The sequence below is a fragment of the Novosphingobium naphthalenivorans NBRC 102051 genome (assembly GCF_001590985.1).
Taxonomy (GTDB): domain Bacteria; phylum Pseudomonadota; class Alphaproteobacteria; order Sphingomonadales; family Sphingomonadaceae; genus Novosphingobium; species Novosphingobium naphthalenivorans.
In genome coordinates this window covers 13,872-33,094 of record NZ_BCTX01000060.1, presented here as the reverse complement: position 1 = coordinate 33,094, position 19,223 = coordinate 13,872, and the positions used below count along the sequence as shown (strand labels likewise).

Sequence of the window (19,223 nt, the reverse complement as noted above, 5' to 3'; positions counted from 1 at the left end):
TCGATTGGCCCTGGCCCGATCAAAAAGGGCTTCAATCCGTGGAAATCAGACAAGACGATCCGACTGCTCCATACGTATCCGATCTGCTCGCCCATCACCTGAGCGAACTTCAGAGCGTGATGGGCGAACATGCCTTCGCGCTGGATGCGAGCGGTCTATCGTCCGCAGACGTCACGTTCTGGACCGCGTGGCGCGATGATGCCCTGGCAGGGTTCGCCGCTCTAAAGCAGCTTGGGGGCGGGCAGGGCGAAGTCAAATCGATGCGCGCGGCGCCTTCCGCGCGCGGCACGGGTGTCGGCCGGGCCTTGATGGAGCATGTCATCGACGAAGCGCGGCGGCGCGGCTATGACGCGCTCTATCTGGAGACCGGCACGGCGGAACTGCACCAGCCGGCTATCGCGTTGTACCGGCGGTCGGGTTTCGTCAATTGCGATGCCTTTGCCGACTATCAGCCCAGTCCGCACAACCAATTCATGATGCTGGGCCTTTGAGGGTGCGCCGCCGTTCGATCTCGAAGCGCGGGAGCCTCATGCCCTTGGTGCGGCTGGTGAGGTGATATTGGCGGCATAGCTTGCAGCGGTAGGGGCGCAGCGGGAAGGGCGCTTTTGCCGCCACGTCCAGCGCGGCTTCCTCGCTGGCGTAGCGGGCCTTGCGCCGGCAGATACCGGGGCGCGTGCGCATGTCAGCCCAGCAGCTTCGCGCCCAGCAGCGTGAGCATCTTCACATCGATGGCATAGCCTTGCGCGCGCCAGTCCGCCACGGCCTGTTCGATCTCAGCCAGCGGCACATGGTGGACGACGATATCCTCGCTGTCGACGCCGCCGCCATCGCCCACTTTGGTGAGGTCATGCGCGCGGAACAGGGTGAAGCTTTCGCTGACCATGCCCGGCGAGGAAAAGAACTCGCCGATCTTTTCCATGCGTCCGGCGTGGTATCCGGTCTCTTCTTCCAGTTCGCGGGCGGCGGCCACGGCGGGATCTTCGCCCGCGACATCTTCATGATCGCCCACCAGCCCGGCGGGCAGTTCCATGCAGCGGCGGCCCAGCGGCACGCGGTACTGGTCGACCAGGATCACGTTATCCTCGGCATCGACCGCGAGGATCACCGCCGCGTGGATACCGCGCGCGCGGCCGACGTATTCCCACTTCCCCCGCTTCTTGGCGGTGATGAAGCGGCCCTCCCACATGATCTCTTCGGGTTTGTCCGCATCATAGTGGTCGGTCAGGTTGTCGCTCACGCCAGTCATACCTCGATTTTCATACCTCGATCAGTCGGTCGGGAAGTTCGTTCACATCGTCATCGGCGCGCGGGAAGTGCGGCCGGACAATCGCGCCGACCTTGTCGACCGCCGCGCACATACCGTCGGCAATGCGCCCCTCGCGCACATGGGCGAGCATGGCCGTCATGGCGTCGCCCCAGACTTGCGGATCGACCTTGGTGGCAATCGCCTCGTCGGCGACGATCTCGGCGCGGTGTTCGCGCATCGAAAGGTAGATCAGCACGCCGGTGCGCCCGGTGGTGCGGCGCTCGGCACCGATGCGGAACGCGCGGATGGCGCGGTCATGGACGCGGGCGGTCTTTACCGGGGAAGGGACCAGCCAGAATTTGAGCGGTTGCCAGAACTGGAGCAGGAACACGGCGCCGAATTTCAGCGCGGCCACGGCTGCCGCCAGCGAGATGATCGCACGCGGCGTCCATTCGTGTCCCCAGTCGGCCAGCATATCGTCGTAGAGGCCGAGATAGAAGCCGGGCGCGATCACCAGTGCGCACAGCGCCAGCAGCGAAGCCGCCGCCGACCAGGCAAGCTGGATATCGGTATAGCCGTCTGAACGGTCGGCCAGGATCGTCACGATCTCGCCTGCGCTCTGCAGTTCGGCCTGCGCAACGGCGGCTGAGATCTTCTCGTGATCCGCCGCCGAAAGGTATGTGGGGGAGGGCATTGTCGTCTCCTCTACCAGCTGCCGCTCGAACCGCCGCCGCCGAAGCTGCCGCCGCCGCCGGAGAACCCGCCTCCGCCGCCGAAACCACCGCCGCCTCCCCAGCCGCCGCCACCGCCCCAGTGGTCATCGTCATGGCCGCCCCAGCCGCTGCCGGGAATCCAGATGAAGCCGCCGCCGCTGCGCCTGCGCCGTCCGCCGCTGCGCGCCTCGTTGATCATCGGCATGACCACGAAGAACAGGATGATGAGGATGAATACCACGGTACCCAGCGAGACACCGCCGCTTTCGCCCTGTTGCTGGTCCGCCGCAGCCGCAATCTTCTGCGCCTCTTCCGGGGGCAGGGTAATCTGCTTGATGATAGCATCGGTGCCGGCCGCGATGCCGCCGGCATAGTCATCCTTCTTGAAGTAGGGGATGATGACCTTGTTGATGATCAGGAAGCTCATGCCGTCGGTCAGCACCGGCTCCAGACCATAGCCGACTTCGATGCGCACCTTGCGCTCGTTCGGCGCGACCAGCAGCAGGACGCCGTTGTCCTTGCCCTTCTGGCCGATCCCCCAGGCACGGCCAAGCTGATAGCCGTAGTCGGAAATCTCGTAGCCCTGCAGGCTGGGGACAGTCACCACGACCATTTGCCGGGTGGACTGCTTTTCCAGCGCGGCAAGCTTTTGCGTGAGCTGCGCTTCCTCGGCATCGGGGATGATTCCGGCCGCATCGACGACTTGTCCCGTCAGCTTGGGAAAGTCGGGCGCCGCCCACGCCGCCTGCGGCCCTGCGAGCAGGGCACACAGGGCCAGCAGGAGCGACGCGAGCAGGGCCCGGTAACGATGCACCGGCTTACATCTTCCCTTCGAGGCTCGGCGCCACTTCGGCGCCCGGGGTCACGGCCTTGTAGGGGACCAGCGGATCGGCCCCGCGCAGGCGCGCGCCGATCATCGTCGGGAAGGTGCGCACCTCGGTGTTATAGTCCTGCACCGCGGCGTTGTAGTCGCGGATGGAAATGCGGATGCGGTTTTCCTGGCCTTCCAGCTGGCTCTGCAGCATCTGGTAGTTGGTGATGGACTTGAGGTCCGGATAGGCCTCGAAGCTGGCCATCAGCCGGCCCAGTCCCTGCGAGAGCTGGCCCTGCGCGGCGGCGAACTGTTCCATCTTGGCCGGGTCCTTGAGGTCCTCGCCGGTGATCTGGATCGAGGTCGCCTTGGCGCGGGCTTCCATCACGCCGGTGAGGATCGCCTTTTCCTGCTCGGCCGCACCCTTGGCGACGGCGGCGAGGTTGGGAACGAGGTTGGCGCGCTCCTGGAAGGCGGCCTCCACGTCGGCCCACTTGGCCTTGGCGGCTTCCTGCTTGGTCGGCACCGAGTTGAAACCGCAGGCGGCCAGGCTCATCGCGGCCAGCGCCACAATGGCATAGCGGCCAAAGCGCGAAACGAGGCCGCGCGGCGTGTTCGAAGCTGACATGATGTTTCTTTACTCCTCACCGGCCGCGCCTGGCGGCCCATCGAACCCTGAATGTAGCGGTGTACAGTGTCGGTTCAAGGACTTGCCCTCGCGGCAGGGCCTTGCGATGAACCGGAGCCTCTCGCGGAACCGTATGCAGGAGGGCTCTCATGCTCCAGGAATTCAAGAAATTCATCGCCAAGGGCAATGTCATGGATCTGGCCGTCGGCGTGATCATCGGCGCCGCTTTCGGGGCCATCGTCAAGTCGCTGACCGATGACGTGATCATGCCGGTCGTTGGAGCGATCTTCGGTGGGGTCGATTTTTCGAACGATTTCATCCTGCTAAAGACGCCGGATGGCTATGCCGGATCGCTCGATGATTACGCGGCGCTCAAGGAAGCCGGAGCCGCGATGATCGGCTATGGCGCGTTCATCACCGCGATCATCAACTTCCTGATTCTGGCTTTCATCATTTTTCTGATGGTACGCTATGTGAACAAGCTGATGGAGCGCATGGAAAAGAAGGAAGCGGAAGCCGCTCCGCCGCCGCCAGCGGGGCCGAGCGAGGTCGATCTGCTCATGGAAATCCGCGACGAGCTGAAGAAGCGCGGCTGAAGCCTGTTTGGAAATGCGCAGATGCGCATTTCGCGGGCTGGGGCCGCATTCGACAATGCTTCGCTCACTTCACATTCACGTTTGATCGCCTATATGGGCACTTGCCGGCCTCGGTCGGCTATGACGATAAATTGCAGCGTGCAATAGATGCAGCGGACCCGGGGGCGGTACCCGGCGGCTCCACCATCACCCGTCCTGCCAGGGGTTTCTGGCAGGGCAGCCCTGTTGTCGCAGGGGTGATGACGGGGCCGAACTAGGATCGACGTGTGTTGAAAAGCGGTGTTTTCGTCCGGGCTGAGTAACCCGTTAAAGGCTCAAAACTCACAAGTGCCAACGACAACGAAGCACTCGCTCTCGCCGCGTAATTCTAGGGGCTAACGCCCTGACGTTACAAAGCTAAAGCGCGGTTGGACCCACCGGGCAACAGAAGCGGATTCCAGGGGCTCGGGGTGAGCCTGGCAACAGAATCACCCCACTGACTTCATGCTGACATCTTCGAAGTGCCTAACTTGCGCATCATCCTGCCAGAGGATCGATGGTGATGAGCTATTCCGGAAGCTGCCATTGCGGCACTGTCGCGTTCACGGTGGACGCGGACCTGCCGAACGAAGCCACGAGCTGCAATTGCTCGCATTGCCGGCGCAAGGGTTTCCTGCTGACGTTCGTGCCGATCGAGGCGCTGGATGTGGAAAGCGGTGAGGAGAACCTGATTGCCTACACATTCAACAAGCACGAGATTGAGCACTTGTTCTGCGAGGAATGCGGTTGCCAGCCGTTCGGCGTGGGCATTGGCCCTAATGGCGAGGAACTGGCCGCGATCAACTTGCGCTGCGTGCCGGAAGCGGACCTCGACCTGCTGACAGTCCTCAAGGTTGATGGCGCCAGCCTTTAGGGGACGGCGGTCAGGCGGCCTCTTTCCGTTCGGATTCGAGCGGGGTTTCTGCGAGCGGCACGGCTTCGAGTTCGAGGCGGGCGGCCTTTTCGTACTTGATGCAGTCCAGGATCTTGGCGCCGGCCATGAACACTGCGCCGGTGCAGGCCAGGAACAGCAGCTTGCCGCCGAATCCGGGGAATCGGGTCAGATAGACACTGCCGCGCTCCACGGCACCAAGCGCCAGGGCGTAGATGATCATATACGCTTCCCAGGGTGTCTTGATGACAAACAGACGGCTGATTTTCCGAAGCATTTCCAATCCCTTGTGCTGTGCTTCCCTACAGCAATGACCGTGCCAACCGCGGGTTTCCGCCGAATCAGATGCTTAACAAGTGCTTGAGTGTAAGGGATCCCGACGCCGGGTGTAAGGCAGAGCATCACACCTGATCCCGATTGGGACACTGCTTCCTGTTGCCATTCGCGCGGTCATGCGGCATAGGGCTGTCCATCCTTCCCCAGGACAGTTTTGTTTTCGTCATGTGCGTTGCGCGTCAGAGGTCTGGCGTGTGCGTTCGAGAAAGTGCGAGGAAAGATGACTGACAGGGTTGAACGTTCGGGTCTCCGGGTCGATGCCGGGCTGGCGAAGTTCGTGGAGGAACAGGTTCTGGCGCCGATCGGCCAGGACGTGGAGGCTTTCTGGAACGGGTTCGCCGCGCTCGTGGCCGATATGGCCCCGAAGAACCGGGCGCTGCTGGCCAAGCGCGACGATCTCCAGGCGAAGATCGATGCCTGGCATCTCGACCGCGCGGGCAAGCCGATCGAGCAGGGCGAATATCAGGCCTTCCTGCGTGAGATCGGCTATCTGGTGCCCGAGCCGGGCGAATTCGCCATCGCCACCAAGAATGTCGATCCCGAAATCGCGACGATGGCGGGACCGCAACTGGTCGTGCCCGTGCTCAACGCGCGTTTTCTGCTCAACGCCGCCAATGCGCGCTGGGGCAGCCTTTATGATGCCTATTACGGCACCGATGCGCTCGATGCCGCTCCGGCCATGGGCAAGGGCTACGATCCGGCGCGCGGTGCGGCGGTGATCGCGGAGGGGCGCAAGTTCCTCGATCAGGCGCTCCCCCTCGCTTCGGGCAGCTGGACTGATGTCGATAGCGTGGATGTCAGGCTGGCCGATCCCTCGCAATACGTCGGCACGACCGGAAAAGGGCGCATGTTCAAGTCGAACGGGCTGCACATCGAGGTCGTTGTCGATCCGTCGAGCGACGTTGGCAGCGCTGACAAGGCGGGCATTTCGGATATCGTGCTGGAAGCGGCGATCACCACGATCGTCGATCTGGAAGATTCGATCGCAGCGGTCGATGCCGAGGACAAGATCCTGGCCTATGCCAACTGGCTGGGCGTGATCCGCGGCGATCTCGTCGAGACGTTCGAGAAGGGCGGGCAGGTCATGACCCGCGCCTTGTCCGGCGACAAGGCCGTGATCCTCGAAAGCGGCGAGCAGGTCAGCCTGCCGGGCCGCAGCCTGCTGTTCGTGCGCAATGTCGGCCACCTGATGACCAACCCGGCGATCCTGCTGCCCGATGGCAGCGAGATCCCCGAAGGCATCATGGACGCGGTCATTACCAGCGCCATTTCGACACAGGACGTGAAGGGGCTGACCAAGTACGGCAACAGCCGCGAAGGCAGCATCTATATCGTCAAACCGAAGATGCACGGCCCTGAGGAATGCGGCTTTACCAATGTCTTGTTCGATGCTGTTGAGGATCTGCTGCAACTGCCGCGCAACACGCTGAAAGTCGGCGTGATGGACGAGGAGCGCCGCACTTCGGCCAACCTTGCCGCCTGCATCGCGGCGGTGAAGGACCGCATCGTCTTCATCAACACCGGCTTCCTCGATCGCACTGGCGACGAGATTCACACCTCGATGCGGGCCGGGCCGATGATGCGCAAGGGCGACATCAAGGGCTCGACCTGGATCGCCGCTTACGAAAAGCGCAATGTTGCCATTGGCTTACAGCACGGTCTTTCGGGCAAAGCGCAGATCGGCAAGGGCATGTGGGCCGCGCCGGACAAGATGCACGACATGATGGCGCAGAAGATCGGCCACCCGAAGACTGGCGCCAACACGGCCTGGGTTCCGTCGCCGACGGCTGCGACCCTCCACGCGACGCACTACCATCTGGTCGATGTGTTCGGCCTGCGCGATGCCATTGCCGCGGAGCCAGTGCCCGGCCTCGACCTGCTGCTCTCGGTGCCGCTGGCCCAGGGCGTCAACTGGTCCGGGGAGGAAGTGCGCGAGGAGCTGGACAACAACGCGCAGGGCCTGCTGGGCTACGTCGTGCGCTGGATCGATCAGGGGGTGGGCTGCTCCAAGGTGCCGGACATCAACGATGTCGGCCTGATGGAAGACCGCGCGACGCTGCGCATTTCCAGCCAGCACATGGCCAACTGGCTGCTTCACGGCGTCTGCACCGAAGCGCAGGTGATGGATTCGCTGAAGCGCATGGCGGCCAAGGTCGATGCGCAGAACGCGGGCGATCCGCTCTATGAGCCGATGGCGGGCCACTGGGACACCAGCTTTGCCTTCAAGGCGGCGTGCGATCTGGTGTTCAAGGGTGTCGAGCAGCCCAGCGGCTATACCGAGCCGCTGCTGCACGCCTGGCGCCAGAAGAAGAAAGCGGCGCTGGTCGCTGCCTGAGGTCTTATCCCCGGGGCTGCCGTAAAGGCACCGGGACGGGCTCCTTCCAGACGGAAGGGGCCCGTTCTGCGTTCAGGACAGCGTGCGGGCGACGGCGACGAATTCGGCCACCGATAGGGTCTCGGCGCGGCGCTGGGGATCGATGCCCAGCGTTTCCAGGGCCTCCAGCGCGCCAGGCACGCCTTTCAGGCTCTGGCGCAGCATCTTGCGGCGCTGGCCGAAGGCGGCTTCGGTCACGCGCTCCAGCACGCGCATGGAGACGCCCTGCGGAGCCTCGCCGGGCACGACATGGACAATGGCGGACATCACCTTGGGCGGCGGCGTGAAGGCGCTGCGGTGGACTTTCATCGCCAGCTTCGCCTGCGAGCGCCACTGCGCCAGCACTGCGAGGCGGCCATAGGCGGACGTGTCCGGCGCGGCGACGATGCGGCGCGCGACTTCCTCCTGAAACATCAGCGTGAGCGAGCGCCATTGCGGCGGCCACTCCTCGCCGGAGAGCCAGCCGGTGAACAGGGCAGTGCCTACGTTGTAAGGCAGGTTGGCAACCACGTGATAGGGGCCGCCGAACAAGGTGGCAGGCGCGATCTTCATCGCGTCGCCTTCGATGACCTTGAGCTTGCCGGGAAACGCGGCTTCGACTTCGGCGAGCGCGGGCAGGCAGCGGCGGTCCATCTCGATGGCCGTGACCTGTGCCCCCGCACGCAGCAGGGCGCGGGTGAGGCCGCCGGGGCCGGGCCCGACTTCGAGCACTTGCTGGCCTTGCAGCGATCTAGGGATAGCGGCGATGCGGTCGAGCAACTGCTCGTCGAACAGGAAGTTCTGGCCCAGTGCCTTGCTGGCGGAGAGGCCGTGCTTGGCGATCACCTCGCGCAAGGGGGGCAGGGAAGGGGAAGTGTCGGTCACGGGGCTTCCCTAGCCGCTGGTGCCCGGTACGGGAAGGCGGATCAGAGGCCGGCCGCCCGCCGCGCCGCGCATTCGCCGGCCATGCGGATCGCGGCGATCATGGCTCCGGCGCTGGCCATGCCCTTGCCGGCAATGCCGAAGGCGGTCCCGTGGTCGGGCGAGGTGCGTACGATGGGCAGGCCAAGCGTGACATTCACGCCCTGATCGAAATCGAGCGTCTTGATCGGGATCAGCGCCTGGTCGTGGTACATGCACAGCGCCACGTCGAACTTCTCGCGCTCATGCGCGGCGAAGAGCGCATCGGCCGGGTGCGGGCCGGTGACGGAGAGGTCCTCGGCCTGCAGTGCGGCGATGGCAGGCGAGATCACCTCGATCTCTTCGCGGCCCATGCGGCCATCTTCGCCCGCGTGCGGGTTGAGCCCCGTCACGGCGATCCGCGGGGCAGGCAGGCCAAAATCGCGGGCAAGGGCGCTGGCGATGATGCGTGTCTTGCGTTCGATCAGGTCGCGCGTGATGAGGGCCGGCACGGCCGCCAATGCTTCATGCACGGTGAGCGGCACGGTGCGCAGCGAAGGACCGGCCAGCATCATCACCGCGCTTTCATGCGGCAATCCGCAAGCATCGGCGAGAAATTCGGTCTGGCCCGGCTGGGTGAAGCCCACCTGGGCGAGTTTCGACTTGGCGATGGGGCCGGTCACGACACCGCCAGCCTTGCCGGACAGGGCCAGTTCGGTGGCACGTGTCAGCGAATGGAGCGCCAGTTCGGCGCCTTCGCGTGCGGGCGAGCCGAAACAGGGCGTGCAGTCCTGCGCGCCGAGCACGGGCAGGCCGTCGGAAAAGGCGCTGGCCGCTTCGCCGGGATCTTCGATCGGGACGATGGGCAGATCGATGCCGCGCGTGGCAGCCGCTGCCCGCAGCACGTTCGCTCCGCCTACCACGAAGAAGGGCGCCAGCCCGCATTCCTCGCGCCGCGCCCAGGCTTCGGCGATCAGTTCCGGGGCAATGCCGGAAGGATCGCCCAGCGATACGGCAAGCGGGGCAGCGATGACCGTCATGTCAAAGGCCCCGCCAGCGATCAGTCGTATTCGATGATGGCGTCGCGCCGCAAGTCGCGCAGGTACATCTGCGCGCGCTTGTTGATGCGGTCATCCTCAAGCTGGGCCTGAAGCTGTTCGAAGGTCGGGCCCTGGTCGGCCTGTTGCGGATCGTCGCGGCCGCAGAGCATCAGGATGCGCACGCCGTCTTCGACCGAGCCGAACGGAGGCATCGTTTCGCCGGGCGAGAGCTGGAGGATCGCGTTCTGGATCGGGCCGGGCAGATCGCGCGCCTTGACCTGATCGTTGGCGACGACCTGAGCGCCGATGCCGGTCGCCACCTTGTCGACGTCGCCGCAGCCCTTGGCAGCCTTGATCGCATTCGCGAAAGCCTCGGCCTTCTGGCCGGCCTGGGCTTCGGTGGTGCCCTTGGGGAAGCTGATCGAAATCTGCTTGAGCGAGAGAATCGCGTCGCGCGGGTCGGTCGTGAGCACCTGGCGCTTGTCTATCAGGTAAAGGATGTCAAAGCCGCCGGGCACTTCGATCGGGCCGACGAGCTGGCCGGGCTGCATTTCGCGCGCCACGGTCGACAGTTCGGCGGGGAGCTGGGCAAGCCGGATCCAGCCGAGATCGCCGCCTACCGCTGCCGTCGAGGCCTGCGAATACTGGCGGGCATAGGCCACGAAGCTGCCGCCCTGCTTGAGCTGCTGCACGATCTGCGTGGCGTTGTCATAAACCTGCTGACGCGCGTCGGGCGTGGCCGACAGGTAGATTTCACCAAGACGGTACTCGTCGGTGCCCTTGGCGGCCTTGAGCCGCGCGAGCATCTCGTTCACTTCGTCGTCGGAGACGTTGATGAACGGGGAAATGTTGCGCTGGAGCAGGCGCTGCCAGGACATTTCGCCGCGAATCTGACGCTTGAGCGAAGCCGGCGACGAACCGATGCGCTTGAGGTAAGCGTCCATCGCGCTGGTGTTCTGGTTGAAGTTCTGCGCGGCGACGCGGGCGTAGGACTGGTCGACCTCGGCCTGCGAGATATCGATGTCCGAAGCCTTGGCTTCCTGGATCTGCAGCGTCTCGTCGATCAGGTTGCGCAGGACCTGCAGGCGCAGGCGCTTCATTTCGTCGTCGCTGATCTTGCCCTGGTTGGCGGCAACGATCAGGGCGAGGCGCTGGTCGACGTCGGTGCCGGTGATGACGTCACCGTTGACCACGGCCGTCGCACGGCGGACGTTGGGATTGTCATTGCCGAAGATCTTGACGTTGTCGGGGATGACAATCTGCCCCTGCGCCGCATCCTGGGCCATGGCGCCCGGAGCGGCCAGCGTTCCGGCCAGTGCGGCAAGGCTGCCGATGGTAATGAACGCGCGCTTGAAGGAGCTGCTGCGATTGACTGCTTGCACCGTGATCACAATCCCGTCTTCAACCGGCCCGGGCCGGACAATTCATGGCAGGCAGCCTGTGTACAGCCCTGCCGCATCTGCTGCAGTTTCTGCCGCGGCGCGGCTTAACCGAAAATGAGCACACCCGATAGCGGCTTTGCACCGGCCTGCCAACGGGCGCAAAGCCATGGATATCGGTAAATCCCCGGATCAGCCGCCGCACGGGCCGCGTTTTACCGCAAGCCGATGTTCTTGAGGCTGAAGCGGACCTGGAACGAGTCGCCCTTCTTGGCATCGCCTGTCGTCTGGTAGTCCCGCCGCCAGGTGAGGGCGATCTGCATACAGTCGTCCTCATAGGAAGCGCCTACGCGCGTGCGCAGGGGCTGGAACCCGTCCGAACCGTATGTGGGATCTTCCTGGCGGTCGGTCAGGTTGATGACGGCCGAGCCGAACAGCGACCAGTACCGGGCAAAGGCGATACGGCCCGCGGCGCGCACTTCCTCGCGGTCCTGCAAATCCTCGATGCTGCTGGAAATGTCGCGGTTGAGCTTGGTGTAGCCGATTTCGGCATAGGTCTTGGTATTGCCGATCACCGCGTCGAACTCGTTGCGGCGGATCGCCAGGCTGTCCTTGTCGAGACGGAAGCGGTGGATGACGTTGATGAAATCGCGGTAGCGTACTTCGACGCGGCCGACGATATCGGATGTCTTGCCGGTCAGGCCGGTGCCTTCCGGCAGCAGCGTGGGCTTGTCGTTCAGCCGGACAGACTGGCCGAGCGTGGTCATGATCCGCCAGCGCGGGGCTTCGAATTTCCAGTCGAAGCCATAGGTGAATCGCACGCCGTCCTCGATCCGGTCGTAGCCGGGGAAGCGGTTGAGCGAGAACAGGTTGCTGGTTTCCAGCTCGATCGCACGCGAATCTTCGTTGGGCACCGCGAGGTTGCGGATCGTGGGGCTGGCAACGAGCTGAATGCGCGGGGTGAACACTTGCGTTCCGCCCAGCGCGGCACCGACCAGCGGCCATTTCACATCCACCGCCGCCAGGGCAATAGCGCGGCCCTGCCAGCCCGGATCACCCTGGTAGATGACCGTGCTCGTCGCCGCGTTCTCGTCGGAATGGTAGACGTCGCCGCGGGCAAGGCCGGTCAGCACCACTTCCTGGCCCATGCCGGTAATCCGCCGCAGCGTCCATTGCGCGCTGGCGAAGGCGCGCTGGGTGTCCTGCCCATCGGTGCGGGAGATACCCAGCGTGTTGATCTGCGTCTCGATCTTGCCGCCCAGCAGTGGATCGTCGAAGCGGTGGCGGTAGTCGATCACCGGGAAAGCGACGGGGATCAGGCCCTGGTCGCGGCTGGCCTGCAAGGTCTGCGTGGCATAGCCGGCAAAGGAGAAATAGCTGTCCTGATCGATTCGCTCGACATTGATCATCGAGCGCAGGCGGTCGTCGCGGCTGATGTCGTAGCGGCGCAGGAAAGTGCGGTCGGTCGCGCGCCGGATCGAGGCGGTTACGCTCCAGTGCTCGTCGAGCTGGAACTTGCCGTTGGCGAAGATATAGCCGCGAAAGGCGCTCACGCCGTCGCTGGTGGTGGTCGAGCTGGAGCCGAAGATCGGTATCTTGTTGCTGGCCGTGGCATAGCCGGTGATCTGGTAGGCGCCGTTGCTGGTCAGCGCCCGGTACTCGATCGAGCCCATCGGTGCCGCCTTGGTATAAGCGGCAAGGCCTGCGGTCAGATCGCGGTTTTCGTCGATCTTCCAGTAATACGATTCGCCGATCTGGAAGCCGTTTGACGGGGTCGACTGCAAGTCCGGGATCAGCATACCCGAGACGGCGTGGCCATCGGTGCTGACGGTCAGGCCGAGCAGCGGCACCTGAACGGCCCCGAACAATTCCAGCCGCGCGTTCTTGAAGCGGATGCGGTGGCGTTCCTCGCTGTAGAGCACGCTCTTGGCGATGACCCGCCAGGTCGGCTTCCTGGCGCACCCGTCCTCGTCCGTAACATCGCAGCCGGTATAGGCGGCGTGATTGAGAATGACGTCGCCGTTGGCGATGCGCTCACCCTTGAGTGCGGCCAGCCGGCCGCCCTCGCGCATGACCAGCAGCATGTTTTCCATCATGCCGGTCTTGAGTTCGTCGGTCAGTTCGACGCGATCCGTGAACAGCTGGTTGCCGTCCTGATCGAGAAGGCGGACATCGCCGCTGGCGACGATCTGGCCGGTCTTGCGGTTCCACGCGACAGTATCGGCGCGCACCGATTGCTCCCCGCGCTTCATCACGACATTGCCGCTGGCCGTGACCTGTTCGGAATTCTCGTCATAGTCGACGGTGTCCGCCGAAAAGGCGATGTGTTCGTCGGCGCCCGTCGCGGGTGGCGTCGCGGCTGGCGTCCCGGCCGGCTGTTCCTCTGCAGAGGCGCTGTCGTCAGGGTGCGCGAGGTCTTGCGCCCGGGCGAGATGGGGCGTGGTGAACGCGGCGATGCCGAGCGCCAAAGAGGCCAGCGACAGGGCGCGCGAGTGGCCAGTCAGCGCTCGGGGAAGGATCTGCACGGCAGGGAGCATGGCTTGCCTATCGCACCGCCTGTGCCTAACTGCAATCCAGTGATGCGGTGAAGCGCACAAGTTGGGCGCTTCGCTGCGAAGATCCAGGAGATTCCATGCAAATCCAGTTCCTTGATGCGTCGGTTGCCAGTTCCGCGCGTCTTGCCGCCCGTCTCGTCAACCAGGACGCCGTGCCTGCCGATCTTGAGCCGGTGCTGGCCGAAGCCGCGAAAATGGCCCGTTTTTCCGGCAAGGCCGGGCAGATGTTCGAAGGTTTCGTCGAGCGTGACGGCAAAGTCGTGCGCGTGGCGCTGGCCGGGGTCGGCGCGGCGGACGCCAAGGACCGCAAGGGCGCGATCGAGAAGGCGGGGGCCGCAATCGTTGCGAAGTACCTGACTTCGGGCGAAACCGCTCTGACACTGGACCTGACCGGAGCGGGCCTGTCCGCCGAGGAAGCCGGCAGTGCCTTGCTTGGCGCCGTGCTGCGTTCCTGGCGCCACGATGTCTATCGCACCAAGCTGACCGACGACAAGAAGCCGACGCTCAGTGAAATCGCGCTGGCCGGCGCGCCCGAAGGCACCGAAGCGCTGTGGGCGATCGAGCAGGCCGTGGCTGCTGGCGTGTCCTTCACCCGCGAACTGGTCACGGAACCGGCGAACACGATCTATCCGGAGACGTTCGTCGAACGCTGCAAGGCGAAGATGGAAGGCACCGGCCTCAAGATCCGCGTACTGGACGAGAAGGAAATGGCCGCGCTCGGCATGGGCTCGCTGCTCGGCGTGGCGCAGGGTTCGGCGCGTCCGGCGCGGCTGCTGGTGATGGAATGGCTGGGCGGCGCCGAAGGTGACAAGCCCGTCGCTTTCGTCGGCAAGGGCGTGACGTTCGATACCGGCGGCATCAGCCTCAAGCCCCCGGCAGGCATGGAAGACATGAAGTGGGACATGGGCGGCGCCGGTGCCGTGGCTGGAACCATGCTCACGCTCGCGCTGCGCAAGGCCAAGGCCAATGTGATCGGCGTGTGCGGCCTCGTCGAGAACATGCCCGATGGCAAGGCCCAGCGCCCCGGCGATGTCGTGACCTCGATGTCGGGCCAGACCATCGAAGTCATCAATACCGACGCCGAAGGCCGTCTGGTGCTGTGCGATGCGCTCACCTGGGTGCAGCGCGAATACGGCCCCGCCAAGATCGTGGATCTGGCGACGCTGACCGGCGCGATCATCGCTTCGCTGGCGCATGAATATGCTGGCCTGTTCTCGAACAACGACGATCTTGCCGCCGCGCTCAGCGCGGCAGGCGACGCTTCGGGCGACCGCTTGTGGCGCTTCCCGATGGGCCCGGCCTACGACAAGCAGCTCGACAGTGCCATTGCCGACATGAAGAACGTCGGCACCCGCTTCGGCGGCTCGATCACGGCGGCGCAGTTCCTCAAGCGTTTCATCGAGAACGACACGCCCTGGGCGCACCTCGACATTGCCGGGACCGTCTGGTCCGACAAGCCGGGCGCGACGTGGGACAAGGGGGCAACCGGCTTCGGCGTGCGCCTGCTCGACCGCTTCGTGCGCGACACGGCCGAGGCCTGAGAACGGAAGCGGGGACGCGGCTGATGCGCGTGGATTTCTATCAGCTCAGCCGCGATCCCGCCGAGGCGGCGCTGCCGCTCATCGCGCGCAACGTGATGAAACTGGGCGAGCGCCTCCTCGTCGTCTCCGCCGACCCGCAGCAGCGCCAGCGCATCTGCCAGGCGCTGTGGTCGCTGGGCGAGGACAGCTTCCTCGCCAATGGCATGGCCGGGGAAGGGCAGGAGGATCGTCAGCCGATCCTGCTGTCCGAGGCCCCCCAGCCGCTCAACGGCGCGAACTTCCTCGCTATTGCGGATGGCCAGTGGCGCGAGGGCGAGGTGCCCTTCGCGCGCACCTTCTTCCTGTTCGACGACCGCACGGTGCAGCACGCCCGTGAGACCTGGCGGATGCTGCGCGGCCGCGAAGGGGTGGAGCATTTCTACTGGAAGCAGGAAGGTGGCCGCTGGATTCAGGCGGGCTGAGGTCGCTTGCGGCTGCGGGCAATCCCGGCTAGGGGCGCGCGCAACAAGCAACAACACCTCCACTTCGCAAGGAATGAACCATGGCGGTTACCCGCACCTTCTCGATCATCAAGCCCGATGCCACGCGCCGTAACCTGACCGGCGGTGTCACCAAGATGCTGGAAGAAGCCGGCCTGCGCGTCGTTGCTTCCAAGCGCATCCAGATGACCAAGGAGCAGGCCGAGGGCTTCTACGCGGTCCACAAGGAACGTCCGTTTTTCAACGATCTCGTCTCGTTCATGATCTCGGGGCCGGTCGTCGTGCAGGTGCTCGAAGGCGAAGACGCCGTGAAGCGCAACCGCGACGTGATGGGCGCCACCAACCCGGCCGATGCCGCCGAAGGCACCATCCGCAAGACTTACGCGGAATCGATCGAGGCCAACTCGGTCCACGGTTCGGACTCGGATGAGAACGCCGCGATCGAGATCGCCTACTTCTTCAAGCCGGAAGAAATCGTCGGCTGAACCAAGGTTAATTCTTGGTAAGAATGGCTAAGGCCGCCGGTTTCGGCGGCCTTTTCCTTTGGTACGACTCGTTTTTCACCGTTACTATCTAAAGATAAGCATCGGGCTCGCAGGGTGTTTTTGTATGGGGCGGCTATCCGTTTGTGGAGGCTGCGATACTGGGGGCAGCTTTAACATGATTCGCAGGACGATCCTTGTTGCCGCGTCGATTTCTTTTATCGGTGCCATGCTGACATCGTTGATGGCTCAAGCAGGCAGTACGGAACCGGTGGGCGGGCTGACCGCGGCGGATGCACTGGTGAGCCAGTAACCAGCGCCGCAAAATCGTGCCGGTCGTGCATAGCCGGCACGAAAGCGCGGATTTCCATTTGATGCACCCTCTGTCGTTGCGGTAGTCTCCCGTGAAGAGGAGAGCCACGATGCAAGGCATGGGTGAAGAAGGGGAAGTCTGCCCCTTCGAATTCAATTTCGACGAAAAGACATTCAAGATCGGCGATACCGTCAGCTACCGTGTCAACGGCAGTCTTGGCGGGCTTCCCTTCGTCGGGACGCTGGTTGAGGTGCACGAGGATTTCGTGCTGATCGCTGGAGACCCGAAGGAGCCGGAAAAGCTCTATCGCGGCACGCGCGAAAGCCGCCCGATGGTGGACTATTCGGAAATCTGACCGGGGCGGCGCACCCCTTGATCCAGCGCAACGCGTAAACTGTGCGCCGAGGCTAAATTCGGCGCATCTCAGATGGGAGAAGCAAGAATGTCGCATAAGCCCCACGATCTCGCCGCCGAATTTCCCGACGACGTGGATTTGATGCACCGGCTCAAGATGACCAAGGGGCACTTTGCCGCGTTGGCTGACCGGTATCATGAAGTGAATCACGCGATCACGCGCATCGAAGCCGAAATCGACGTCACTTCGGACGAGCGGTTCGAGGAACTGAAGAAAGAGCGGCTGTCGCTGCTCGACCGGATTGCCGAAGTCCTTCGCGAAGCGCGGCACACGGCGGCCTGATTACATCGAACTGGCCGTTATGCCGGGTGCAGCCGCGTCAGAACGCGTCGGCTGCATCCAGCAGGACTGTCAGCCGTTTCGGCGCAATGGCCCGCCACGAGCGGGCCAGCCATTCGCCGATGGATTCCCAGTCATTGCGGCCGATGTCCAGCCGGATGCCGATCCAGCCGTCGCCGAAATAGGCAGGCCGGAAATAGGCCTGCTCATCCTGGTCGATCAGCATCGCCTGCTCGTCCGCCCCGCTGATCTTGACCAGCAGGGCGATCCGGTCGTCACCATGGTGGTCGGCCGTGAAGTAGGCGAACTTCTTTCCCTTGATGACACCGAAGCAGGGCATTCCGTGGCTGATCACCTCGTCCGCCTCGGGCAGCGCCATGGCGCGGGTGCGGACTTGTTCGAGCAGCCAGTCCGGACTGCGCTCGCGCGTCACCAGCCTGGCCAGGCAACGCGAATAGAGCTGATGTTCGGCAATGAGAACCCGCGCCGCAAGCGCGTCGGGCGTGTCGCCGGGCAGGATCGCCACCGGGGTCTGGCCGAGGATCGGTCCTTCGTCGAGTTCGGCCGTCACCAGATGGACCGTCACGCCGCCATGGCTGTCGCCCGCTTCGATGGCCCGCTCATGCGTGTGGAGGCCAGTGTACTTGGGCAGCAGCGAAGGGTGGATGTTGACCATATGGCCTTCCCACTTGCTGACGAATTCCGGCGTAAGGATGCGCATGTAGCCCGCCAGCGCGACCCACTCCGCCCCCGATGCCCGGATTGCCGCGTCCATCGCCGCATCGTGTTCCGCGCGCTTCATGCCCTTGTGCGAAAGGGCGAAAGTGGCCACGCCTTCCGCCTCGGCCAGCCGCAACCCCTTGGCCTCGGGATCGTTGGCGGCGACGAGCACGATCTCGTAAGGGCAGTCGTCGGCGCGGCTGGCATAGAGCAGCGCGGCCATGTTGGTGCCGCTGCCCGAAATCATTACCGCCACTTTTGCCCGCACTTGCGTCATGCTCGCCTTTCCGGTTCTTCGCGCCGCCTGAAGAAACAGCGCGGGGTGACGGTTCGCTCCGTCCGAACGATACCGGTCCGCCTGCCTGTACTCATGCGCGAACATCCCCTATGCGTTCGGCTGCGCGCGAGCAACTGCGGGGTGAATTGCACGTGACGACAAACGCGCCGTTCAGGCCGAATCCGGACGATATGGGATACTTGCGCCGGCTGGCGTGGACGGTTCTGGCGATCGGCGTGCTGCTGATCGTGTGGCGTGCGGCAGACCTTTTGCTGCTGGCCTTCGGTTCGGTTCTCGGGGCGGTTGCGTTTCGCAGCTCGGCGCGGATGCTGCAAAGGTTCGGGCTGGCAAGCTGGCGGCTGGCGCTGCCTTTGGGCACATTGCTGGTGCTCGCGCTGTTCGGCGCCATCGGATACCTGCTGACCGTGCAGTTCGGCAGCGAACTCGCGGGGATGCTGGGCAATCTTCCGGGCACTTTGTCCCAGATCGAGCAGGGGCTTTCGACGACTCCGGTGGGCCGGGCCATCGTGCAGGCGTCCGAAGCGGCCGCGGGCGGAAGCACGATCGCCAACCGCCTCAGCGAACTGGCATCCGGGGCCGGGCAGTTCCTCGTCAACCTGCTGATCGTTCTGGTCGGCGCGCTGTTCATTGCCGGTAATCCCGGGCCCTATCGCCGGGCCGCGATCCTGCTGACGCCGCCACCCGCCCGGCCGACCATGGAGCGCGCGCTGGAGGAGATCTCGGCGGCGCTGCGGCTGTGGCTCAAGGCCAAGCTCGTGGCGATGATTGCCATGAGCGTGATTATCGGCGGTTCGCTGTGGCTGGCGGGGCTCGAATCCTGGGCGGCGCTGGGGCTTCTGGGTGGGCTTTCGGAATTCGTGCCCTATGTCGGCCCGGCCGTCGCGATGCTGCCGTCGATCGGACTGGCCGCCGCTGCGGGCGGCGACGTGCTGTGGCGCACGGTTGCGGCCTATCTGATCGTGCGGGTGGTGGAAGGCTGGATGCTGACCCCGGTGATAAACCGCCAGGTGGTCAACATCCCGCCGGCGCTGACTCTCTTCACGATTCTGGGCGTGGGCGCGGTGTTCGGCGTCTATGGCGTATTCTTCGCCGGGGCGCTGCTGGTCGTGGCCTTCGTCGGCGTGCGCGAATTCTACCTGCGCGACACGCTGGGCGAAGACATCGAAAGCATTCCCGGCAAGCCGAACCCGGCGGACTGACCCGCCGGGAATTCCCGGTTTCGCCCGGAT

Annotated in this window: 22 protein-coding genes and 1 other RNA gene; 12 read left to right on the top strand and 11 right to left on the bottom strand. The window is 64.5% G+C overall.

All coding sequences use genetic code 11. From position 1 onward, the window contains the following. Positions 1–119 precede the first annotated feature (119 nt). Complete coding sequence (locus tag NN5_RS17785) at positions 120–491, top strand: GNAT family N-acetyltransferase (protein ID WP_306305114.1); 372 nt, start codon at positions 120–122, stop codon at positions 489–491. Here NN5_RS17785 and NN5_RS17780 read toward each other — a convergent pair. Genes NN5_RS17780 through NN5_RS17760 form a run of 5 tightly spaced genes read right to left on the bottom strand, consistent with a single transcriptional unit; the run spans position 472 to position 3,398 of the window. Next, positions 472–681 carry a hypothetical protein gene (locus NN5_RS17780; protein WP_067736369.1) on the bottom strand — a complete coding sequence of 70 codons (210 nt, stop codon included), beginning with the start codon at positions 679–681 and terminating at the stop codon, positions 472–474. The two genes, NN5_RS17785 and NN5_RS17780, sit on opposite strands and share 20 nt — an antisense overlap. 1 nt (position 682) lies before the next feature. Then, a complete protein-coding gene (locus tag NN5_RS17775) occupies positions 683–1,246 on the bottom strand; it encodes an NUDIX hydrolase (RefSeq protein ID WP_157081199.1) in 564 nt (187 codons plus the stop codon). A 10-nt stretch (positions 1,247–1,256) separates the two neighbouring features. Beyond that, positions 1,257–1,940, bottom strand: a complete 684-nt coding sequence (locus NN5_RS17770) for a TPM domain-containing protein (protein ID WP_067736367.1) — start codon at positions 1,938–1,940, stop codon at positions 1,257–1,259. Between the two features lie 11 nt (positions 1,941–1,951). Further along, positions 1,952–2,773 carry a TPM domain-containing protein gene (locus NN5_RS17765; RefSeq protein WP_067736364.1) on the bottom strand — a complete coding sequence of 274 codons (822 nt, stop codon included), beginning with the start codon at positions 2,771–2,773 and terminating at the stop codon, positions 1,952–1,954. Between the two features lie 4 nt (positions 2,774–2,777). Further along, complete coding sequence (locus tag NN5_RS17760) at positions 2,778–3,398, bottom strand: LemA family protein (protein ID WP_084385024.1); 621 nt, start codon at positions 3,396–3,398, stop codon at positions 2,778–2,780. 149 nt (positions 3,399–3,547) lie between these two features. On the opposite strand from NN5_RS17760, the gene mscL reads away from it, so the two are divergent. The 3 genes from mscL (at position 3,548) to NN5_RS17745 (ending at position 4,886) form a co-directional block, all read left to right on the top strand. Next, positions 3,548–3,994 (top strand): large conductance mechanosensitive channel protein MscL, encoded by a 447-nt coding sequence (gene mscL, locus NN5_RS17755; protein WP_067736362.1) that lies wholly within the window; start codon positions 3,548–3,550, stop codon positions 3,992–3,994. Positions 3,995–4,058: 64 nt separating this feature from the next. Beyond that, positions 4,059–4,432, top strand: a transfer-messenger RNA (tmRNA) gene (ssrA, locus tag NN5_RS17750). Between the two features lie 103 nt (positions 4,433–4,535). Beyond that, a complete protein-coding gene (locus tag NN5_RS17745; protein ID WP_067736379.1) occupies positions 4,536–4,886 on the top strand; it encodes a GFA family protein in 351 nt (116 codons plus the stop codon). Positions 4,887–4,896: 10 nt separating this feature from the next. Here the strand turns inward: NN5_RS17745 and NN5_RS17740 are convergent, their stop codons facing one another. Next, positions 4,897–5,127, bottom strand: a complete 231-nt coding sequence (locus tag NN5_RS17740) for a hypothetical protein (RefSeq protein ID WP_373280346.1) — start codon at positions 5,125–5,127, stop codon at positions 4,897–4,899. Positions 5,128–5,460: 333 nt separating this feature from the next. Here NN5_RS17740 and NN5_RS17735 point away from each other — a divergent pair, with 333 nt between their 5' ends. Beyond that, positions 5,461–7,575, top strand: coding sequence for a malate synthase G (locus NN5_RS17735; RefSeq protein WP_067736359.1), 2,115 nt, complete (start codon positions 5,461–5,463; stop codon positions 7,573–7,575). Between the two features lie 72 nt (positions 7,576–7,647). Here NN5_RS17735 and rsmA read toward each other — a convergent pair whose 3' ends face one another. The 4 genes from rsmA to NN5_RS17715 all read right to left on the bottom strand — a co-directional run bounded on the left by rsmA (position 7,648) and on the right by NN5_RS17715 (position 13,449). After that, on the bottom strand, positions 7,648–8,478 hold the full coding sequence (gene rsmA / locus NN5_RS17730) for a 16S rRNA (adenine(1518)-N(6)/adenine(1519)-N(6))-dimethyltransferase RsmA (protein WP_067736356.1): 831 nt from the start codon (positions 8,476–8,478) through the stop codon (positions 7,648–7,650). A 41-nt stretch (positions 8,479–8,519) separates the two neighbouring features. Continuing rightward, the gene (pdxA, locus tag NN5_RS17725) at positions 8,520–9,533 is read right to left on the bottom strand and encodes a 4-hydroxythreonine-4-phosphate dehydrogenase PdxA (protein WP_067736354.1); all 1,014 of its coding nucleotides are present in this window, start codon (positions 9,531–9,533) and stop codon (positions 8,520–8,522) included. 20 nt (positions 9,534–9,553) lie between these two features. Then, positions 9,554–10,915 (bottom strand): peptidylprolyl isomerase, encoded by a 1,362-nt coding sequence (locus NN5_RS17720; RefSeq protein WP_067736376.1) that lies wholly within the window; start codon positions 10,913–10,915, stop codon positions 9,554–9,556. A 212-nt stretch (positions 10,916–11,127) separates the two neighbouring features. After that, positions 11,128–13,449 (bottom strand): LPS-assembly protein LptD, encoded by a 2,322-nt coding sequence (locus NN5_RS17715; protein WP_067736351.1) that lies wholly within the window; start codon positions 13,447–13,449, stop codon positions 11,128–11,130. Between the two features lie 95 nt (positions 13,450–13,544). Between NN5_RS17715 and NN5_RS17710 the strand changes: the two genes are divergently transcribed. From NN5_RS17710 to NN5_RS17690, 6 genes are all read left to right on the top strand, one after another. After that, entirely contained in the window at positions 13,545–15,008 is a 1,464-nt protein-coding gene (locus tag NN5_RS17710) for a leucyl aminopeptidase (RefSeq protein ID WP_067736349.1), read from the top strand. Positions 15,009–15,031: 23 nt separating this feature from the next. Beyond that, positions 15,032–15,469: a DNA polymerase III subunit chi gene (locus NN5_RS17705; RefSeq protein WP_067736346.1), complete on the top strand. Its 438-nt coding sequence runs from the start codon at positions 15,032–15,034 to the stop codon at positions 15,467–15,469. 80 nt (positions 15,470–15,549) lie between these two features. Further along, positions 15,550–15,972, top strand: a complete 423-nt coding sequence (gene ndk / locus NN5_RS17700; protein WP_067736344.1) for a nucleoside-diphosphate kinase — start codon at positions 15,550–15,552, stop codon at positions 15,970–15,972. A gap of 175 nt (positions 15,973–16,147) precedes the next feature. Then, a complete protein-coding gene (locus NN5_RS27200) occupies positions 16,148–16,282 on the top strand; it encodes a hypothetical protein (RefSeq protein WP_281190449.1) in 135 nt (44 codons plus the stop codon). Positions 16,283–16,391: 109 nt separating this feature from the next. Continuing rightward, positions 16,392–16,637, top strand: coding sequence for a hypothetical protein (locus NN5_RS17695; RefSeq protein ID WP_067736342.1), 246 nt, complete (start codon positions 16,392–16,394; stop codon positions 16,635–16,637). A gap of 87 nt (positions 16,638–16,724) precedes the next feature. Continuing rightward, positions 16,725–16,979: an HP1242/YdcH family protein gene (locus tag NN5_RS17690; RefSeq protein WP_067736339.1), complete on the top strand. Its 255-nt coding sequence runs from the start codon at positions 16,725–16,727 to the stop codon at positions 16,977–16,979. Between the two features lie 37 nt (positions 16,980–17,016). Here the strand turns inward: NN5_RS17690 and purN are convergent, their stop codons facing one another. Beyond that, positions 17,017–17,973 (bottom strand): phosphoribosylglycinamide formyltransferase, encoded by a 957-nt coding sequence (gene purN / locus NN5_RS17685; protein ID WP_067736336.1) that lies wholly within the window; start codon positions 17,971–17,973, stop codon positions 17,017–17,019. Positions 17,974–18,125: 152 nt separating this feature from the next. Here purN and NN5_RS17680 point away from each other — a divergent pair, with 152 nt between their 5' ends. Continuing rightward, on the top strand, positions 18,126–19,193 hold the full coding sequence (locus NN5_RS17680) for an AI-2E family transporter (protein WP_169801013.1): 1,068 nt from the start codon (positions 18,126–18,128) through the stop codon (positions 19,191–19,193). The last annotated feature ends 30 nt before the right edge of the window (positions 19,194–19,223 follow it).

Excerpts from the sequence above, each read along its gene's own strand:
- NN5_RS17770 (WP_067736367.1), bottom strand. The coding sequence starts at position 1,940 with ATGCCCTCCCCCACATACCTTTCGGCGGCGGATCACGAGAAGATCTCA.
- pdxA (WP_067736354.1), bottom strand. The coding sequence starts at position 9,533 with ATGACGGTCATCGCTGCCCCGCTTGCCGTATCGCTGGGCGATCCTTCC.
- NN5_RS17735 (WP_067736359.1), top strand. The coding sequence starts at position 5,461 with ATGACTGACAGGGTTGAACGTTCGGGTCTCCGGGTCGATGCCGGGCTG.
- NN5_RS17740 (WP_373280346.1), bottom strand. The coding sequence starts at position 5,127 with ATGATCATCTACGCCCTGGCGCTTGGTGCCGTGGAGCGCGGCAGTGTC.
- mscL (WP_067736362.1), top strand. The coding sequence starts at position 3,548 with ATGCTCCAGGAATTCAAGAAATTCATCGCCAAGGGCAATGTCATGGAT.
- NN5_RS17785 (WP_306305114.1), top strand. The coding sequence starts at position 120 with ATGGGCGAACATGCCTTCGCGCTGGATGCGAGCGGTCTATCGTCCGCA.
- NN5_RS17780 (WP_067736369.1), bottom strand. The coding sequence starts at position 681 with ATGCGCACGCGCCCCGGTATCTGCCGGCGCAAGGCCCGCTACGCCAGC.
- NN5_RS17695 (WP_067736342.1), top strand. The coding sequence starts at position 16,392 with ATGCAAGGCATGGGTGAAGAAGGGGAAGTCTGCCCCTTCGAATTCAAT.
- NN5_RS27200 (WP_281190449.1), top strand. The coding sequence starts at position 16,148 with ATGATTCGCAGGACGATCCTTGTTGCCGCGTCGATTTCTTTTATCGGT.
- NN5_RS17690 (WP_067736339.1), top strand. The coding sequence starts at position 16,725 with ATGTCGCATAAGCCCCACGATCTCGCCGCCGAATTTCCCGACGACGTG.
- ndk (WP_067736344.1), top strand. The coding sequence starts at position 15,550 with ATGGCGGTTACCCGCACCTTCTCGATCATCAAGCCCGATGCCACGCGC.
- NN5_RS17710 (WP_067736349.1), top strand. The coding sequence starts at position 13,545 with ATGCAAATCCAGTTCCTTGATGCGTCGGTTGCCAGTTCCGCGCGTCTT.
- purN (WP_067736336.1), bottom strand. The coding sequence starts at position 17,973 with ATGACGCAAGTGCGGGCAAAAGTGGCGGTAATGATTTCGGGCAGCGGC.
- NN5_RS17760 (WP_084385024.1), bottom strand. The coding sequence starts at position 3,398 with ATGTCAGCTTCGAACACGCCGCGCGGCCTCGTTTCGCGCTTTGGCCGC.
- NN5_RS17715 (WP_067736351.1), bottom strand. The coding sequence starts at position 13,449 with ATGCTCCCTGCCGTGCAGATCCTTCCCCGAGCGCTGACTGGCCACTCG.
- NN5_RS17745 (WP_067736379.1), top strand. The coding sequence starts at position 4,536 with ATGAGCTATTCCGGAAGCTGCCATTGCGGCACTGTCGCGTTCACGGTG.
- NN5_RS17705 (WP_067736346.1), top strand. The coding sequence starts at position 15,032 with ATGCGCGTGGATTTCTATCAGCTCAGCCGCGATCCCGCCGAGGCGGCG.
- NN5_RS17775 (WP_157081199.1), bottom strand. The coding sequence starts at position 1,246 with ATGACTGGCGTGAGCGACAACCTGACCGACCACTATGATGCGGACAAA.